Origin of the sequence: Mycobacterium sp. 94-17 (assembly GCF_035617725.1) — a bacterium.
Classification (GTDB): Bacteria; Actinomycetota; Actinomycetes; order Mycobacteriales; family Mycobacteriaceae; genus Mycobacterium.
This window is the reverse complement of sequence record NZ_JAPIYN010000012.1, coordinates 89521-106282: the sequence shown is the minus strand read 5'-3', so window position 1 is coordinate 106282 and position 16762 is coordinate 89521. Positions and strand designations below refer to the sequence as shown.

The window sequence follows — 16762 nt, the reverse complement described above, 5'->3', positions numbered from 1 at the left end:
AGCGTAGCCGCTAACCGGTGAACCGGTAGTCGTCCAGGTTGAACCGGCGGCTGCGCCAGTACACCTCCGGGGTGGTGCCCGGCCGCAGCGGAACGTCGCCGTTCTTGTCGAAGTAGTAGCTGTTGGCCTGCCTGCAGCTGTCCTGCCAGAAGATCTGCCGGTGCCTGCGGCGCATCATCTCGGCGAAGTAGCGGTCGTTGGCTTCCTCGCTGACCTCGACGCGGGATGCGCCGACGCGCTCGGCCCGCTTGAGGCAGCGCACGATGTGGTGGGTCTGCGCCTCGATCAGCGCGAAGTACGAAGAGCCGACGTAACCGTACGGGCCGAACACGGTGAACAGGTTGGGGAAGCCGGGCACGGTGACGCCCTCGTAGGCCTGTAGCCGGTGCTCGTCCCAGAACCGGCTCAACGACTTGCCACCGCTTCCGGTCACGGCGAAAGTGGGCACGTTGTCGGTATCCATCACCTTGAAGCCGGTCGCCAGGATCAGCACGTCGATCTCGTGGTTCTCGCCGTCGGTGGTGGCCACCGTGTCGGGCGTGATCTTGTCGATCGGCTCGGTGACCAGTCGCACGTTGTCGCGGTTGAACGTGGCGAGGTACCCGTTGTGGAAACCGGGCCGTTTGCAGCCGACGGCATACTTCGGCGTGAGCTGCTCGCGCACAGCCGGGTCCTGAACCTGTTGGCGCAGATAGGATTTCCCCAATGACGCCATCCTCTTGGCCAGCGGGATCACCGTGAAGTAGTGCGCCGAGATGGGGAACGTGAGCTCCACGTAGGCCTGGCTGAGCAGGCGCTGCACGAACGTGCCGCCGGGGACGCGCATCGCCCAGCGCGCCGCAGCGGGCAGCGGGACGTCGAACTTCGGGAAACACCAGATCGGTGTGCGCTGAAATACGGTGAGCGAGGCCACGATTGGTGCGATCTCAGGAATCACCTGAACTGCCGACGCGCCGGTGCCGATCACCGCGACCCGCTTGCCGCGCAAGTCCTGCGTGTGATCCCACCGGGCGGTGTGCATGGTGATGCCGGAGAACGAGTCCACGCCGTCGATGTCGGGCAGGTTGGGCACCGTCAGCACGCCGCAGGCGCTGATCAGGAACCGCGCCGTGATCGTTCCCCCCGGGTCGGTGTGCACGCGCCACAGGCCGCACTCGTCGTCGAACTCGGCGGCCTGCACCTTGGTGTTGAAGCGGATCCGCGACCGGATGCCGTACTTGTCGGCGCAGCATTCGGCGTAGGCCTTGAGCTCCCGGCCCGGCGCGTAGGTGCGCGACCAGTGCCGGCTCTGCTCGAAGGAGAACTGGTAGGAGAACGACGGAATATCCACGGCGATACCGGGATACGTATTCCAGTGCCAGGTGCCACCGACCCCGTCGCCCGCCTCGATCACCAGATAGTCCGCCAGCCCGGCCCGATCGAGGTTGATGGCCGCGCCGATGCCGGAGAATCCGGCGCCGATGATCAGCGTGTGATAGTCGGGGGTTTCGTCGTCGTGCGTGACCATCGTTGCCTGTCTAGGGTGCCGCCAGGCCGCGCGCGGTGGCCTCGGCGGGAAGGGTGGGCTCGCTCATGCGTTTACCGTACGCCGGGGGTCACCGGTGCAGGGCGCCGCGCAGCGCGGTCAGCCCGCGCTCGAGCGCCGCGGTGGCGGCGGGCACCACGCCGGCATATCCCAGGTAGCCGTGCACCAGCGTCTGGGCGTTGTGCACCTCGGCGGCGACGCCCGCGGCGCTCAGCAGTTCCCCGTAGCGGATGCCGTCGTCGCGCAGGGGGTCGTGGCCGGCGACGGCGATGTAGGCCGGCGCCAGGTTGCTCAGGTCCTTCGCGCGCCCCGGCGCCATGCCCGATGGCGGATCGGACATGTCGACTTCGCCCGCGTACCAGCGGGAGAACGCCGCGACGGCCTTGGCGTCCAGGACCGGCGCGGCGGCGTTCTCGGCGAACGACCGCAGCGACGCGTCCCACATGGTCGACGGATACCACAACAGCTGGAACGCGAGTCGCGGAGCGCCGTCGTCGCGCGCCCGCTGTGCCACCGCCGCCGAAATGGTGCCGCCGGCCGAATCCCCGGCCACCGCGATCCGGCCCGGGTCGCCGTGCAGTTCTTCCTCCGCGTGGTCGGCCACCCAACGCATTGCGGCCCAAGCGTCTTCGACGGCGGCGGGGTAGGGGTGCTCGGGGGCGAGCCGGTAGTCGACGTTCACCACGATCGCCTCGGCGCCCACCGCATGCTGGCGCGCCGTGCCGTCGTGGGTGTCGAGGTCGCCGATGACGAAGCCGCCGCCGTGGAAATACAGCACCACGGGCACCGCGTTGTGACGCCGCTGACTGTCGGAATAGCTTGGCGGCCAATAGATCCGAATCGCGATAGATCCCGCGGGCCCGGGAATCGTACGGTCCTCGACCCGCAGCTCGGGATGCAGCGGCCGGCGCGGCAGATCGCGGAACCGCTGGCGTGCGGCGCCGATTCCGTCCTCGGCGGATAGCCGGAACGGAACCGCATCCAGTACCTTCTGCAGGATGGGGTCGATAGCGGGTTTCTCGTCGGCTGTGTTGTCCAAGCTGGGCATGGACGTACCGTACGCACCTCGTCTGGTGGCCGGCGCGTGGGTGGTGGCGGGCTGGCTGGCCCTCGGCTACGGCATCTTCCTGACCGTGCTGGCGCTGCGCTCCCCGCCGGGGATGGAACTGACCGGTCACTGGGTGCTGCAGCCGGCGTTCAAGGCCTCGATGGCGTTGCTGCTGATGCTGGCCGCGGCGGCGCACGCCAAGGTCGGTGAGCGTCGGTGGCTGATGCTGGCGCTGCTGCTCTCGGCGGTCGGCGACTGGGTGCTGGCGATCCCGTGGTGGTCGTTGTCCTTCGAGGTGGGTCTAGGGGCATTCCTGTTGGCGCACATGTGTTTTGTGCTCGCGCTGCTGCCGCTGGTTCCGGCTTACGCCGGCGGCTCGCAGGACGCGCGCCCGTCGACGGTGCGCATCGTCGCGGTCGCCCTGATGTGTGCGGCGTCGATCGGGTTGCTGGTCTGGTTCTGGCCCCACCTGGGCGCGCAGCGGCTGACGTTTCCGGTGACCCTCTACATCGTGGTGCTGACCGCGATGGTGTGCACCGCCCTGCTGGCCAAGCTGCCGACGATCTGGACGGCGGTCGGGGCGCTGTGTTTTGCGGCCTCGGACTCGATGATCGCGATCGGGCGTTTCATCCTGGGCAACGAGGCTCTCGCGGTGCCGGTCTGGTGGTCCTACGCGGCGGCCCAGATACTGATCACGGCCGGCTTCTTCTTCGGCCGCGACCTTCCCGCCGACCCCGCTGAGCCCGCCGACCCCGGCGATCTAGACGGGGACGCGGCACCGCCCGTCGGGAACTGATTGTCACCGCTGCCCGCTACACTGCGGCCCGGACGGTAAGGCATTGGATGACAACATGATTCGGCGGTCGCGGTGAGCACCGGCGCGCGCACGCCCGTCGAGGTGGAGCCCATCGCCCGGGTGCTGCCGATGCTGTCGGTGCCACATCTGGACCGGGAATTCGACTACCTGGTGTCGGCCGAGCAGTCCGACGACGCCCAGCCCGGGGTGCGGGTGCGGGTGCGCTTCCACGGCCGCCTGGTCGACGGGTTCGTACTGGAGCGCCGCAACGACACCGACCATCCCGGCAAGCTGGGCTGGCTGGATCGCGTCGTGTCGGCCGAACCGGTGCTCACCCCGGAAATCCGCCGGCTGGTCGACGCGGTGGCCGCGCACTACGCCGGCACGCGCCCCGACGTGTTGCGGCTGGCGGTGCCGGCCCGCCACGCCAGGGTGGAGCGGGAACCCCCGGTGGGCCGGGATGCCGCGGTCCCGGGGCCCGTCGATCCGTCGGCCTGGGAGGGCTACGGCCGGGGCGCTCAGTTCCTGGCCGCCCTGGCCGAGTCGCGGGCCGCGCGGGCCGTCTGGCAGGCACTTCCCGGCGAGTCGTGGACGGACCGCTTCGCCGAGGCCGCCGCGCAAACGGTGCGCAGCGGCCGCTCGGCGCTGGCCATCGTCCCCGACCAACGCGACCTCGACGCGCTGCGGCGGGCCGCGACGGCGCGGATCGACGAGGCCAGCGTGGTGGCCCTGTCGGCCGGCCTGGGGCCGGCGGCCCGGTACCGGCGCTGGCTGGCGGCGTTGCGCGGCTCCGCGCGGTTGGTGATCGGCACCCGCAGCGCGGTGTTCGCGCCGCTGAGCGATCTGGGCCTGGTGATGGTGTGGGCCGACGCCGACGACAGCCTGGCCGAGCCGCGCGCGCCGTATCCGCACGCCCGCGAGGTGGCGATGCTGCGCGCGCACCAGGCCCGGTGTGCGGCGCTGATCGGCGGCTATGCGCGCACGGCCGAGGCCCATGCGCTGGTGCGCAGCGGCTGGGCGCACGACATCGTCGCGCCCCGGCCGGTGGTGCGCGCCCGCACGCCACGGGTGACCGCCCTCGACGACACCGGCTACGCCGACGAGCGCGACCCGGCGGCGCGCACGGCGCGCATCCCGTCCATCGCGCTGCGCGCGGCCCGCTCGGCGCTGCAGGCGGGGTCGGCGGTGCTGGTGCAGGTGCCGCGCCGGGGGTATGTCCCGTCGCTGGCCTGCGCGCGGTGCCGCGCGATCGCCCGTTGCCGGCACTGCACCGGCCCGTTGTCGTTGCAGGAGGGTGGCGCCGCGCTGCTGTGCCGCTGGTGCGGCCGCGTCGACCCGACGCGACGGTGCGTGCGCTGCGGGTCCGACGCGGTGCGCGCCGTCGTCGTCGGTGCGCGCCGCACCGCGGAGGAGCTCGGCCGCGCGTTTCCGGGCACGGCGGTGATCGTGTCGTCGGGCGACGGCGTGGTCCCCGAGGTCGGCGCAGGCCCGACCCTGGTGGTGGCCACGCCGGGCGCCGAGCCGGAGGCGTCCGGCGGCTACGGGGCGGCGCTGCTGCTGGACACCTGGGCGCTGCTGGGCCGCCAAGACCTGCGCGCGGCGGAGGACGCGTTGTGGCGCTGGATGACCGCCGCGGCGCTGGTGCGGGCCCGGGGCGATGGCGGCGTGGTGCTGGTGGTCGCCGAGTCGTCCCTTCCGACGGTGCAATCGCTGATCCGCTGGGATCCCGTGGGGCATGCGGAGGCCGAGCTGATTGCCCGGGCTGAGGTCGGTCTGCCGCCCAGCGTGCACATTGCGGCCGTCGACGGGACGGCCGGTGCCGTGACGGCGCTGCTCGACGAGGCCCGGCTGACCGACCGGGAATCCTTGCACGCGGATTTGCTTGGGCCGGTTGATCTTCCGGTCGGCGTGCGCCGCCCGGCCGGAACGCCGGCCGACGCCGCGGTGACGCGAATGCTGGTGCGCGTGCCCCGGCAACAGGGTCTGGCGCTGGCGGCGGCGCTGCGGCGTGGCATCGGTGTGCTCAGTGCCCGGCAAACCCATGAACCGGCCCGGGTGCAGATTGACCCGCTGCACATCGGGTGACCCCTGACCATTACCATAGGAGATAATATTCGCGTGCAATAATCCCGTGGTACGACATTAGAGTGTTGCTACACTTTCTAATCCTTGGCCGCCAACAGGCCGGGAACATCCGGGGAGGGGCGATATGGCAGCGGACCACACCTCGGTTGACGAGTCCTTGGACGCCATCACCGACGCGCTACTGACGGCGTCGCGTTTGCTGATGGCCATCTCGGCTCGCTCCGTCGGTCAGGTCGACGAGACCATCACCATCCCGCAGTTCCGGACGCTGGTGATCCTGTCCAACCGCGGCCCCGTCAACCTGGCAACCTTGGCCGGTCTTCTGGGCGTGCAGCCGTCGGCCACCGGTCGGATGGTCGACCGGTTGGTCGCCGCAGGACTGATCGACCGACTGCCGCACCCGACGTCGCGGCGCGAGCTGCTCGCCGCGCTCACCGCCCGCGGCCGCGACGTCGTCCATCAGGTCACCACGCACCGGCGCACCGAGATCGCGGCCATCGTGGCGAAGATGCCGCCGCCGGAGCGGCACGGGCTGGTGCGGGCCCTGACGGCCTTTACCGCTGCCGGCGGCGAGCCCGACGTCCACCTGGACGCCGACCTCGACCTGTAGGGCTAGCTAGGCGGCCCGCTTCTCGGCCGTCAGCAGCAGGTACTCCCAGCCCATGGTGCCTTCGGTCAGGTGTTGCTGCGCGAGTTCGACGAGCTGGGCATCGAGCTCGGCGGCCAGCACCCGGTTGTGGCCGATGTTCGCGTATGCCTCGATGGTCGGGCCGTAGTGCTCTTTGAAGTACGCGTGCACCGCCTCGGCGCTGTCAAAACGGCTGACCGGCAACAGGCGTCGCGACGTGGTGATGTCGCCGATCTGGTCGCCGAGCAGCGCGCCGACGTAGCGGGGGCGTCCCCAGAGCGCCGCCGGCGGCACGGGGTGCGACAGGCTCGGGCGGTAGGGCCGGATGGTGGCGAGCATGCGGCCGAAGAACCCTTCGGGGGTCCAGCTGATCAAGCCGATCTTGCCGCCTGGCCGGCAGACCCGGACCAGCTCGTTGGCGGCGCGCTGCTGGTCGGGTGCGAACTGCACGCCGATCGCGGAGATGACGACGTCGAACTCGCCGTCGCTGAACGGCAGGGCGTGCGCGTTGGCTTCGCGGTAGTCGAGCGTCAAGCCACGCTGGTCGGCCCTGGCCTTCGACCGCTGCAACAGCTCCGGGGTGAGGTCGCTGGAGACCACGGTGGCGCCGGTCGCGGCGGCCGGCAGCGAGATGTTGCCCGAGCCGGCCGCGATGTCCAGGACACGCAGGCCGGGGCCGATGCCGGTGGCTTCGACCAGGATGGGGCCCAGGGGAGCCATCACTTCCTCGGCCATCAGGGCGTAGTCTCCCAGCGCCCATACGGTGCGATGCGTTGCGGATACCGAGGCGTCGCTGATCTTGGTGTCGATTCTCATCTGGATCTCCTTGGGAGGGGAGGCGTTGGTCTCTTCGACCTCGTCGTCGAAATGAAGCGGGCACTCCGGTTGTGACCACCGTTAGTGGCTGCCAGAAATAATAGCCCTAGGAAATAGTGTACGCACGCATCTCACGCCGGTTCGGGTGGGTCCGGCCCGCGCCCGGCGCTTCCTAGACTGGGCCGGTGCGTCTTGTCTTCGCCGGAACCCCCGAACCCGCGCTGCCCGCACTGCGCCGCCTCATCGATTCGCCGCGGCACGAGGTGATCGCGGTGCTGACCCGGCCCGACGCACCCGTCGGGCGGCGCGGCACGCCGGAGCCGTCATCGGTGGCCCGCGAGGCACTCGCCCGGGGCATTCCGGTGCTGCGGCCGTCGCGGCCCAACTCGGACGAGTTCGTCGCGGAGCTCTCGCAGCTGGCACCGGACTGCTGTGCGGTCGTGGCCTACGGCGCGCTGCTGCGCGACTCCCTGCTGGCGGTGCCCCCGCGGGGCTGGATCAATCTGCACTTCTCGCTGCTGCCCGCCTGGCGCGGCGCCGCGCCGGTGCAGGCGGCCATCGCGGCGGGCGACAACATCACGGGCGCGTCGACGTTTCGGATCGAGCCGAGCCTGGACTCGGGCCCGATCTACGGGGTGGTGACCGAGACGATCCGGCCGACCGACACGGCGGGGGAACTGCTTGAGCGACTGGCTGTTTCGGGAGCGGAGCTGTTGTCGACCACAATGGACGGCATCGCCGACGCGACGCTGACGCCGGTGCCGCAACCCGCCGACGGGGTCAGCATCGCGCCCAAGATCGCCGTCGAGCAGGCCCGAGTGCGCTGGGACCTGCCTGCGCTGGTCGTCGATCGCCGCATTCGCGCGGTCACACCCAGTCCCGGCGCCTGGACGTTGGTCGGCAACCTGCGCCTCAAGCTGGGTCCGGTGCGGCTGTTGCAGGACTCCGCCGCGTCCGTGCCGCCAGAACCGTTGCCGCCCGGAGCTATTCACGTCGATCGCAAGAGCGTCTGGATCGGCACGGGTTCCGATCCGGTGTGCCTGGACCAAATCCAGCCGCCCGGAAAGAAATTCATGAATGCGATCGACTGGGCGCGGGGCGCCCGGCTTGATTCGGCGGTGAGGGCGACATGAGCCCCGGACGCGACAGGCCGCAGCGCGGGCGGCCCGAGCGCGGGCGGCCGGAGGGCAAGCCGCCGCGCCCCCAGCAGCGCGACCGCCGGCCCCCGCGCCGTCCGCTGGACCCGGCCCGTGCCGCCGCGTTCGACGTGCTGCGGGCGGTTAGCGAGCGCGATGCCTACGCGAACCTGGCGCTGCCCGCGCTGCTGCGCGAACGCGGAGTCACCGGGCGCGACGCGGCATTCGCCACGGAGCTCACCTACGGAACCTGCCGCACCCGCGGCCTGCTGGACGCCGTCATCGGCGCGGCCGCGGGGCGCGCACCGCAAGCCATCGACCCGGTACTGCTCGACCTGCTGCGCATCGGCGCGTATCAGCTGTTGCGCACCCGGGTCGACGCGCACGCCGCCGTGTCCACCACCGTCGAGCAGGCGGGAATCGAATTCGACTCCGCGCGAGCGGGTTTCGTCAACGGAGTGCTGCGCACCATCTCCGGGCGCGACGAGCGGTGCTGGGTCGCCGAGCTGGCCCCGGACCCCGCGCGGGATCCGATTGGGCACGCGGCGTTCGTCCATGCTCACCCCCGGTGGATCGCCCAGGCCTTCGCCGATGCGCTTGGTGCCGCCGCGACCGAACTCGATGCGCTGCTGGCCAGCGACGACGAGCGGCCTCAGGTGCATCTGGCCGCCCGCCCCGGCGCACGGACCGCCGCCGAGCTGGCGGAGGCGGTCGACGGGGCGGTCGGCCGCTATTCGCCGTACGCGGTGTACCTGGGGGGCGGTGATCCCGGGCGGCTGACGCCGGTGCGCGAGGGCGTCGCGCTGGTCCAGGACGAGGGCAGCCAGCTGGTGGCCCGGGCGCTGACACTGGCGCCGGTGACCGACGACCGCGGCCGGTGGCTGGACCTGTGCGCCGGGCCGGGTGGCAAGACGGCGCTGCTGGCCTCGCTGGGCGTGCAGCAGCACCCGGGGTTCCGGCTCATTGCGGTGGAGCCCGCGCCGCGGCGCGCCGACCTGGTGGCCGAGAACACGCGCGGGCTGCCGGTGGATGTGCTGCGGGTCGACGGGCGGCAGACGGATCTGGAATCGACGTTCGACCGGGTGCTCGTCGACGCGCCGTGCACCGGGCTGGGGGCACTGCGCCGTCGGCCGGAGGCCCGGTGGCGGCGCCAGCCCGCCGACGTGCCCACGCTGACCAAGCTGCAGCGCGAGCTGCTGGGCGCCGCGATCGCGCTGACCCGCCCCGGCGGGGTGGTGCTGTATGCCACCTGCTCGCCGCACCTGGCCGAAACCGTCGGCGTGGTCGCCGACGCATTGCGCCGCCACCCGGTGAGCGCGCTGGACACCCGTCCGCTGTTCGAGCCGGTCGCCGACCTGGGGGACGGGCCGCATGTCCAGCTGTGGCCCCACCGGCACGGCACCGACGCGATGTTCGCGGCCGCGCTGCGCCGCGAAGCGGGGTAGCGGGGTCGCAACGCGAAGGACCCGGCCGCGGCCGCGCTGCGCCGCGGAGCGGGGTAGCGGGGTCGCGACGCGAAGGACCCGGCCGCGCCGGATGTGTGGCGGGCCGCGCGGCTCAGTAGTCTGGCGCTCATGGCTCGCCATTCGGAACCGTTGCAGGGGCCTCTGATCGCGCCGTCGATCCTTGCCGCTGACTTCTCCCGGCTCGCCGACGAAGCCGCCGCAGTGAGCGGCGCCGACTGGCTGCACGTCGATGTGATGGACAACCACTTCGTGCCGAATCTCACCCTCGGGCTGCCGGTGGTGGAAAGCCTGCTGGCCGCCACCACCATCCCGATGGACTGCCATCTGATGATCGAGGACCCCGACCGGTGGGCGCCGCCCTACGCCGAGGCGGGGGCGTACAACGTCACGTTCCACGCTGAGGCCACTCAGAATCCGATCGCGGTGGCCCGCGATATCCGCGCGGCCGGCGCCAAAGCGGGGATCAGCGTCAAGCCCGGAACCCCGCTGGAGCCCTATCTGGACATCCTGCCCCAGTTCGACACCCTGCTGATCATGTCGGTGGAGCCGGGCTTCGGCGGCCAGGGCTTCATCCCCGAGGTGCTCAGCAAGGTGCGCACCGCGCGCAAGCTCATCGAGGCGGGCGAGTTGACGATCCTGGTCGAAATCGACGGTGGCATCAACGCGGACACCATCGAACAGGCCGCCGAGGCGGGCGTCGATTGCTTCGTTGCCGGGTCGGCCGTTTACGGCGCCGACAATCCGGAGGACGCGGTCGAGGCGTTGCGGCGCCAGGCCGCCGCCGCCTCCCCGCACCTGCGTCGATGACGGTTCTTCCGGGCGACGGCCTTGACGCGGCCATGCGCTTGGCGATCGAGCAGTCCAATCGGGTCAAGGGAACGACGTACCCGAACCCCCCGGTGGGGGCGGTTATCCTGGACACCGGTGGCGAGGTGGTCGGTGTCGGCGCCACCGAACCCACCGGCGGCGATCACGCCGAGATCCGCGCGCTGCGCCGCGCCGGTGATCTGGCGGTCGGGGGCACCGTCGTCGTCACGCTCGAGCCGTGCAACCACTACGGCAGAACTCCACCGTGCGTGAACGCCTTGTTGGACGCGAAGGTGGGCACCGTCGTGTACGCCGTGGCCGACCCGAACCCGGAGGCCGCCGGTGGGGCGGGCCGGCTCCGGGACGCCGGGGTGGAGGTGCGCTCGGGTGTGCTGGCCGACGAGGTCGCCGGTGGCCCGCTGCGGGAGTGGCTGCACAAGCAACGGACCGGGCTGCCGCACGTGACCTGGAAATACGCCAGCAGCGTCGATGGCCGCAGCGCGGCCGCGGACGGCTCCAGCCAGTGGATTTCCAGCGAGGCCTCGCGGCTGGATCTGCATCGACGCCGCGCGGCCGCCGACGCGATCGTGGTGGGAACCGGCACCGTGCTGGCCGACGACCCGGCGTTGACGGCGCGGCGACCCGACGGCTCGCTGGCCGACCGGCAACCGCTGCGGGTGGTCGTCGGGATGCGTGAAATACCCTCGGAGGCAAAGGTTCTCAACGACGATTCGCGGACCATGCTGATCCGCACCCACGACCCCCTGGAAGTGCTCAAGGCGGTGTCGGACCGCACCGATGTGCTGTTGGAGGGCGGGCCGACCCTGGCGGGCGCCTTCGTCCGGGCCGGGGTGGTCGACCGGATCGTGGCCTACGTGGCGCCGACCCTGCTGGGTGGGCCCGTCACCGCGGTCGACGACGTGGGGGTGACCACCATCACGCGGGCGCTGCGCTGGCAGTTCGACCGCATCGACCGGGTCGGACCCGACGTGGTGCTCAGCCTGGTGCCGCGCAGCGGTTAGCGCTCACCCAACGAAACCGCTTGCGGCTCAGGGATTTCCGGCTCTTCGGCGTGCTCTTTACGCCCGCCGATCAACAGACCCAGCAGCGCACCCGCGATACAGATCACCACGGTGGCCGAGAAGATGTCGCCGTACATCTGGGCGAAGGCCTTGAGGTACATGGTGCCCTGCGCGGCGACGCGCTCCAGCAGGGTGGCGTCGGGCGGAATCGCGGCCGTCAAGCCGGCCACGATCTGATTGAACCGGTACAGGCCCCACGCGCTGAGCGCGGCCACACCGATGAGCATGCCGGTCATCCGGGCCACCACCACCGCGGCCGAGGCGATGCCGTGTTGGGCGGACGGGACCACGCGCAGTGCGGCGGAGGTCAGCGGCCCGATCACCAGGCCGAGGCCGATGCCGGCCACCAGGAGGTCGGCGTGCAGCGCGGGCACGCTGAACACGCCGAAAATGTTGTGCTTCTGGCTCATCACGTCCTGGCGCCAGAAATGAATCAGCCAGTATCCGTAGGCCGCGATGAGCAGCCCGACGAAGGCCATGATCCGGTCGCCGACTCGGGTGGCGATCCACCCGCCCAGCACCGCCCCGATCGGCAGCGCGATCAGGAACCACAGCAACAGCCCGGCGGCCTGCGTCTGGTTCTGTCCGAGCACACCCTGGCCGAACAGTTCGACGTCGACCAGCGTCACCATCAGCGCGGCACCGGCGAACAGCGAGGCGCCCAGCGCGGCCAGGAACGGACGGAAATGCACTCCCGCCGGCTCGATCAGGCGGGTGCGTGCGAAACGTTCCCAGAGCAGGAACAGCACCGCCACCACGACCGCGCCGATCACCAGCGGCAGCCCGTAGCTCGGCAGAATCTGCTTGCCATCGGGTTGCGGGTTGTACAGACCGATCACGGCCAGGCCCAAAGCGACCGCCAGCAGCACACCACCGACCAGGTCGACCTTCTCGGGGTTCTCGACTCGTTCATGCGACGGCAGGCTGAACTGGATCATCACCATCGCGATGAGGGTCAGCGGCACGTTGATCCAGAACACGTAGCGCCAGTCGTGGAACAAGAACACGATGAAGATTCCATATAGCGGGCCCAGCACGCTGCCGAGCTCCTGCGCGGCGCCGATACCGCCGAGCACACCGGCGCGGTTGCGCTGCGCCCACAAGTCGGCTCCCAGCGCGAGGGTGACGGGCAGCAGCGCGCCGCTGGCCACGCCCTGGATGGTGCGGCCACCGACCAACAGGTGGAAATCGCCCCAGTGACCGGCCAGCGCGGTGACCACGGAGCCGACCATGAACAGAGCCAGGCTGACCTGCAGCACCAGCTTGCGGCCGAACCGGTCGGAAGCGCGGCCGAGCAGTGGCATGGCGGCGATGTAGCCGAGCAGGTACATCGTGATGATCCAGGTGATGCGCTGCAGCTGATTGATCGGGATGTGAACGTCGCTCATGATGTCGCGCATGATCGTCACGACAACGTAGGCGTCCAGGGCGCCCAGCAGGACCGCGAGGCTGCCCGCGCTGATCGCTACCCGGCGCCCGGCCTGGTGACCGGCTTGGACGGCGGTTTCCGCGCTCACTGGCTCACCGGCGGCTTGGTGACCTGAACCTGCTCGCCCCAGTTGGACAGGGTGATCTGGGCCGAGTTGCCCGAACTCTTCTGCAGCGTGGCCTGGACCAGCTGGTGGTCGCCGGTCTCCTGGATCCACACCGTGCTCGGCACCGGCTGCGTCGCGTTGAACTGCGGCACGATCTTGCTCACCGCGTCCGGCGAGACGTTTCCGCTGATCCGAACGGTGTTCTGCCCGTTGATGGTGTCGCGGCCCTCGGCCTTGGCGTTGCTGAAGTTCGCCAGGACGTTGCCCAGCCCGGTGTCGGGGTTGAGCAGCACCGAGACGTCGTAAATGTCGGAGGCCTTGCCGAAGTCGCTCCACTTGTTCGGGGTGAGGGCGGCGTACAGCGTCCCGTCGACCACCACGAAGTTGGCGTCGATGTCGGACCCGCCCAAGGTGATCGTCGCGTTGCCCGATGCGGCGGTGGCGGGTGCGGTGGTCAGGTCACCGGTCAGCGTCTTGAGCGGTAGCCCGGGGACCTTGCCCTGAATGCTGAGCACGATGTGCGCGCTCTTCACATTCTTGGTGGCGTCGGCCGACTGCTTGACCAAGGTCGTGGCGTCGGGGAGCGGACCGCCGCTCTGCTTCGAGCCCGACGAACAGCCGGCGATCAAGGCGGTGGCGAGGGTCAGGGATGCGATGACGGCAGATATACGGCGGCGGGTCTGCATACCCTGCATCGTAAAGGGTGCCGGTGACTGCCCCGGTGAACGCCGGGTGGCGGTGTCGGTCGGGCGCGCTGTTTGCCCTGCTCATCAGCCTGTGCACCGGGCAATTAGCCTTAGAGGATGTTTACCGGGATTGTCGAGGAACTCGGCGAGGTGACGGCTCGCGACGTCCTTTCCGACGCGGCACGGCTGACCATCCGCGGCGCCGTCGTGACCGCCGATGCGGGCCATGGCGATTCGATTGCCGTCAACGGCGTGTGCCTGACCGTCGCCGAGTTGTTGCCCGGGGGGCAGTTCACCGCCGACGTGATGGCCGAATCGCTGAACCGGTCCAACTTGGGCGAGCTGCGGGTGGGCAGCCGGGTGAACCTGGAGCGGGCCGCGGCGGTCAACAGCCGGCTGGGTGGGCACATCGTGCAGGGGCACGTCGACGGGACGGGGCGCATCGTGGCCCGGACACCCTCCGAGCACTGGGAGGTGGTGCGCATCGAGATGCCCGCCGAGGTGGCCCGCTACGTCGTGGAGAAGGGGTCGATCACCGTCGACGGGATTTCGCTGACGGTGTCAGGGCTGGGCGGTGAGCCGGGGGACTGGTTCGAGGTCTCGCTCATCCCCACCACCCGGGAACTGACCACGCTGGGCCGCGCTCCGGTCGGCACGCAGGTGAACCTCGAGGTCGATGTCATCGCCAAGTATGTTGAACGGCTGCTGGACCGCCGCGGCACAACGTGATCCGGGGACCGTCCCACTGAGCAAGCCGCGGCAATAACCGCGGCGCCGCCGTGGTTCATACTGAATGCAACACGTGGGCTTCTCGTGTGGGCCGTTTCGACAGTGTTCCCGCCGCGCGGCGGGAACGGCGAGGTAGCAAAGATGACGAGGTTGGACTCCGTCGAGAGGGCGGTTGCCGACATTGCGGCCGGCAAGGCCGTCATCGTCATCGACGACGAGGACCGCGAGAACGAAGGCGATCTGATCTTCGCCGCCGAGAAGGCGACACCGGAAATGGTGGCCTTCATGGTGCGCTACACCTCGGGATACCTGTGTGTGCCGCTCGACGGCGCGATCTGCGACCGGCTGGGCCTGTTGCCGATGTACGCCGTCAACCAGGACAAGCACGGCACCGCCTACACCGTCACGGTCGACGCGCGACGGGGCGTGGGCACCGGGATCTCCGCCTCGGACCGGGCCACCACGATGCGCCTGCTGTCCGATCCCGCCAGTATCGCCGAAGACTTCACCCGGCCGGGTCACGTGGTTCCGTTGCGCGCCAAGGACGGTGGTGTGTTGCGCCGTCCCGGTCATACCGAGGCCGCCGTCGACCTCGCCCGGCTGGCCGGGCTGCAGCCCGCCGGCGCCATCTGCGAGATCGTCAGCCAAAAGGACGAGGGCTCGATGGCGCAGACCGACGAGCTGCGGGTGTTCGCCGACGAACACGACCTCGCGATGATCACCATCGCGGACCTGATCGAGTGGCGGCGCAAGCACGAGAAGCACATCGAACGGATCGCCGAGGCCCGGATACCCACGCGGCACGGCGAATTCCGCGCCATCGGCTACGCCAGCATCTACGAAGAGGTCGAACACGTCGCACTGGTGCGTGGCGACATCGCCGGGCCCGACTCCGAGGGTGACGACGTGCTGGTGCGCGTGCACTCCGAATGCCTGACCGGTGACGTGTTCGGTTCGCGCCGCTGCGATTGCGGGCCCCAGCTGGATGCCGCGATGGCGATGGTGGCGCGCGAGGGACGCGGCATCGTGCTCTACATGCGCGGCCACGAGGGCCGCGGCATCGGACTGATGCACAAACTGCAGGCCTATCAGCTACAGGACGCCGGTGAGGACACCGTCGATGCCAATCTCAAGCTCGGATTGCCCGCCGACGCAAGGGATTACGGTATCGGCGCGCAAATACTCGTGGATCTCGGGGTGCGCTCGATGCGGCTGCTGACCAACAACCCCGCCAAGCGGGTCGGGCTGGACGGGTACGGTCTGCACATCATCGAACGGGTGCCGCTGCCGGTGCGCGCCAACGCGGAGAACATCCGTTATCTGATGACCAAGCGGGACAAGATGGGCCACGACCTGGTCGGGCTCGACGACTTTCACGAATCCGTCCATCTGCCAGGAGAATTCGGCGGTGCTCTGTGACCGCCGGCGACGATTCAGAGCGAAGCGATGAGGAGCGGCGACAGTGAGTGGTGGCGCCGGCGTGCCGGAGGTGCCGACGCTTGACGCATCCGGACTTCGGCTCGGCATCGTGGCGAGCACCTGGCACGGCGAGATCTGCGACGCGCTGCTCGAGGGCGCGCGCAAAGTCGCCGCCGCGTCCGGTGTCGCGGATCCCACGGTGGTCCGCGTGCTTGGCGCGATCGAAATCCCGGTGGTGGCACAGGAACTCGCGCACACCCACGATGCCGTCGTGGCGCTGGGCGTAGTGATCCGCGGTCAGACACCGCACTTCGAATATGTCTGCGATGCGGTCACCCAGGGGCTGACCCGGGTCTCGCTGGACGCCTCGACGCCGGTCGCCAACGGCGTGCTGACCACCGACAACGAGCAGCAGGCCCTGGATCGGGCCGGGCTTCCGGCGTCGGCCGAGGATAAGGGGGCCCAGGCGGCCGGGGCGGCTCTGTCCGCCGCGCTCACCCTGCGTGAGTTGCGCGCCCGGTCGTGACGCCGCCGCCCGACCGCCAGACCTGGGACGCGGTGTTGCGTCCGCACCGCACACCGTTATTCGCCTACGGCGCGGCGTTTCTCATCGCCGCGGCGCACATCGCAGTGGGGCTGCTGCTCAAGGTGGGCTCCACCGGGGTGGTCTTTCAGACCGCCGACCAGGTAGCGATCGCGGTGCTGGGCCTGGTCATCGCCGGCGTCGTGCTGTTGTGGGCGCGGCCGCGGCTGCGCGTGGGGCCGTCGGGCGTTTCGGTAAGAAATCTGTTGGGCGACAAGCTGATCCATTGGTCAGATGTTGCCGGCGTGTCGTTCCCGGTGGGTCACCGCTGGGCGCGACTCGACCTGCCCGACGACGAGTACATCCCGGTGATGGCCATCCAGGCCGTCGACAAGGGTCGCGCGGTGGCGGCCATGGACACGGTGCGGGCGCTGCTGGCGCGCTATCGACCGGACCTGCAGGCGCACTGAGCGCCCGGCCG

The 16762-nt window shown here is 70.2% G+C and carries 16 protein-coding genes; 11 read left to right on the top strand and 5 right to left on the bottom strand.

Features of this window, described 5'->3' with window-relative positions; genetic code table 11:
• Positions 1-10: 10 nt before the first annotated feature.
• Complete coding sequence (locus OQ789_RS15505) at positions 11-1507, bottom strand: NAD(P)/FAD-dependent oxidoreductase (protein WP_324686847.1); 1497 nt, start codon at positions 1505-1507, stop codon at positions 11-13.
• An 88-nt stretch (positions 1508-1595) separates the two neighbouring features.
• Positions 1596-2573, bottom strand: coding sequence for an alpha/beta hydrolase (locus OQ789_RS15500; protein WP_324686846.1), 978 nt, complete (start codon positions 2571-2573; stop codon positions 1596-1598).
• Between OQ789_RS15500 and OQ789_RS15495 the strand changes: the two genes are divergently transcribed.
• From OQ789_RS15495 to OQ789_RS15485, 3 genes are all read left to right on the top strand, one after another.
• Positions 2572-3369, top strand: a complete 798-nt coding sequence (locus tag OQ789_RS15495) for a lysoplasmalogenase (protein ID WP_324686844.1) — start codon at positions 2572-2574, stop codon at positions 3367-3369. The two genes, OQ789_RS15500 and OQ789_RS15495, sit on opposite strands and share 2 nt — an antisense overlap.
• 72 nt (positions 3370-3441) lie before the next feature.
• Positions 3442-5454 (top strand): primosomal protein N', encoded by a 2013-nt coding sequence (locus OQ789_RS15490; protein WP_324686843.1) that lies wholly within the window; start codon positions 3442-3444, stop codon positions 5452-5454.
• Positions 5455-5578: 124 nt separating this feature from the next.
• The gene (locus OQ789_RS15485; protein ID WP_324686842.1) at positions 5579-6064 is read left to right on the top strand and encodes a MarR family transcriptional regulator; all 486 of its coding nucleotides are present in this window, start codon (positions 5579-5581) and stop codon (positions 6062-6064) included.
• A gap of 6 nt (positions 6065-6070) precedes the next feature.
• Here the strand turns inward: OQ789_RS15485 and OQ789_RS15480 are convergent, their stop codons facing one another.
• Positions 6071-6898, bottom strand: a complete 828-nt coding sequence (locus OQ789_RS15480) for a class I SAM-dependent methyltransferase (RefSeq protein WP_324686840.1) — start codon at positions 6896-6898, stop codon at positions 6071-6073.
• Between the two features lie 185 nt (positions 6899-7083).
• Here OQ789_RS15480 and fmt point away from each other — a divergent pair, with 185 nt between their 5' ends.
• The 4 genes from fmt (at position 7084) to ribD (ending at position 11329) form a co-directional block, all read left to right on the top strand.
• The gene (gene fmt, locus OQ789_RS15475) at positions 7084-8031 is read left to right on the top strand and encodes a methionyl-tRNA formyltransferase (RefSeq protein WP_324686839.1); all 948 of its coding nucleotides are present in this window, start codon (positions 7084-7086) and stop codon (positions 8029-8031) included.
• Positions 8028-9479, top strand: coding sequence for an RsmB/NOP family class I SAM-dependent RNA methyltransferase (locus OQ789_RS15470; RefSeq protein WP_324686838.1), 1452 nt, complete (start codon positions 8028-8030; stop codon positions 9477-9479). The genes fmt and OQ789_RS15470 overlap by 4 nt, the downstream gene beginning before the upstream one ends.
• Before the next feature lie 129 nt (positions 9480-9608).
• Complete coding sequence (rpe, locus tag OQ789_RS15465) at positions 9609-10307, top strand: ribulose-phosphate 3-epimerase (RefSeq protein WP_420716123.1); 699 nt, start codon at positions 9609-9611, stop codon at positions 10305-10307.
• The gene (ribD, locus tag OQ789_RS15460) at positions 10304-11329 is read left to right on the top strand and encodes a bifunctional diaminohydroxyphosphoribosylaminopyrimidine deaminase/5-amino-6-(5-phosphoribosylamino)uracil reductase RibD (protein WP_324686837.1); all 1026 of its coding nucleotides are present in this window, start codon (positions 10304-10306) and stop codon (positions 11327-11329) included. Before rpe ends, ribD begins: the two co-directional genes overlap by 4 nt.
• Here the strand turns inward: ribD and OQ789_RS15455 are convergent.
• Positions 11326-12906 carry an MFS transporter gene (locus OQ789_RS15455; RefSeq protein ID WP_324686835.1) on the bottom strand — a complete coding sequence of 527 codons (1581 nt, stop codon included), beginning with the start codon at positions 12904-12906 and terminating at the stop codon, positions 11326-11328. The genes ribD and OQ789_RS15455 overlap by 4 nt on opposite strands.
• Positions 12903-13610: an LppX_LprAFG lipoprotein gene (locus OQ789_RS15450; RefSeq protein ID WP_420716122.1), complete on the bottom strand. Its 708-nt coding sequence runs from the start codon at positions 13608-13610 to the stop codon at positions 12903-12905. The genes OQ789_RS15455 and OQ789_RS15450 overlap by 4 nt, the downstream gene beginning before the upstream one ends.
• Before the next feature lie 117 nt (positions 13611-13727).
• On the opposite strand from OQ789_RS15450, the gene OQ789_RS15445 reads away from it, so the two are divergent.
• From OQ789_RS15445 to OQ789_RS15430, 4 genes are all read left to right on the top strand, one after another.
• The gene (locus OQ789_RS15445) at positions 13728-14339 is read left to right on the top strand and encodes a riboflavin synthase (RefSeq protein ID WP_324686833.1); all 612 of its coding nucleotides are present in this window, start codon (positions 13728-13730) and stop codon (positions 14337-14339) included.
• A 141-nt stretch (positions 14340-14480) separates the two neighbouring features.
• Positions 14481-15758 (top strand): bifunctional 3,4-dihydroxy-2-butanone-4-phosphate synthase/GTP cyclohydrolase II, encoded by a 1278-nt coding sequence (locus tag OQ789_RS15440; protein ID WP_324686831.1) that lies wholly within the window; start codon positions 14481-14483, stop codon positions 15756-15758.
• 43 nt (positions 15759-15801) lie between these two features.
• Positions 15802-16284 (top strand): 6,7-dimethyl-8-ribityllumazine synthase, encoded by a 483-nt coding sequence (gene ribH / locus OQ789_RS15435; protein ID WP_324686829.1) that lies wholly within the window; start codon positions 15802-15804, stop codon positions 16282-16284.
• Positions 16281-16751 carry a PH domain-containing protein gene (locus OQ789_RS15430; RefSeq protein ID WP_324686828.1) on the top strand — a complete coding sequence of 157 codons (471 nt, stop codon included), beginning with the start codon at positions 16281-16283 and terminating at the stop codon, positions 16749-16751. The genes ribH and OQ789_RS15430 overlap by 4 nt, the downstream gene beginning before the upstream one ends.
• The last annotated feature ends 11 nt before the right edge of the window (positions 16752-16762 follow it).

Bases quoted from the DNA above. Each gene is read 5' to 3' on its own strand.
- OQ789_RS15505 (WP_324686847.1), bottom strand. From the start codon at position 1,507: ATGGTCACGCACGACGACGAAACCCCCGACTATCACACGCTGATCATC.
- OQ789_RS15495 (WP_324686844.1), top strand. From the start codon at position 2,572: ATGGACGTACCGTACGCACCTCGTCTGGTGGCCGGCGCGTGGGTGGTG.
- OQ789_RS15500 (WP_324686846.1), bottom strand. From the start codon at position 2,573: ATGCCCAGCTTGGACAACACAGCCGACGAGAAACCCGCTATCGACCCC.
- OQ789_RS15485 (WP_324686842.1), top strand. From the start codon at position 5,579: ATGGCAGCGGACCACACCTCGGTTGACGAGTCCTTGGACGCCATCACC.
- OQ789_RS15480 (WP_324686840.1), bottom strand. From the start codon at position 6,898: ATGAGAATCGACACCAAGATCAGCGACGCCTCGGTATCCGCAACGCAT.
- OQ789_RS15470 (WP_324686838.1), top strand. From the start codon at position 8,028: ATGAGCCCCGGACGCGACAGGCCGCAGCGCGGGCGGCCCGAGCGCGGG.
- rpe (WP_420716123.1), top strand. From the start codon at position 9,609: ATGGCTCGCCATTCGGAACCGTTGCAGGGGCCTCTGATCGCGCCGTCG.
- ribD (WP_324686837.1), top strand. From the start codon at position 10,304: ATGACGGTTCTTCCGGGCGACGGCCTTGACGCGGCCATGCGCTTGGCG.
- OQ789_RS15450 (WP_420716122.1), bottom strand. From the start codon at position 13,610: ATGCAGACCCGCCGCCGTATATCTGCCGTCATCGCATCCCTGACCCTC.
- OQ789_RS15445 (WP_324686833.1), top strand. From the start codon at position 13,728: ATGTTTACCGGGATTGTCGAGGAACTCGGCGAGGTGACGGCTCGCGAC.
- OQ789_RS15440 (WP_324686831.1), top strand. From the start codon at position 14,481: ATGACGAGGTTGGACTCCGTCGAGAGGGCGGTTGCCGACATTGCGGCC.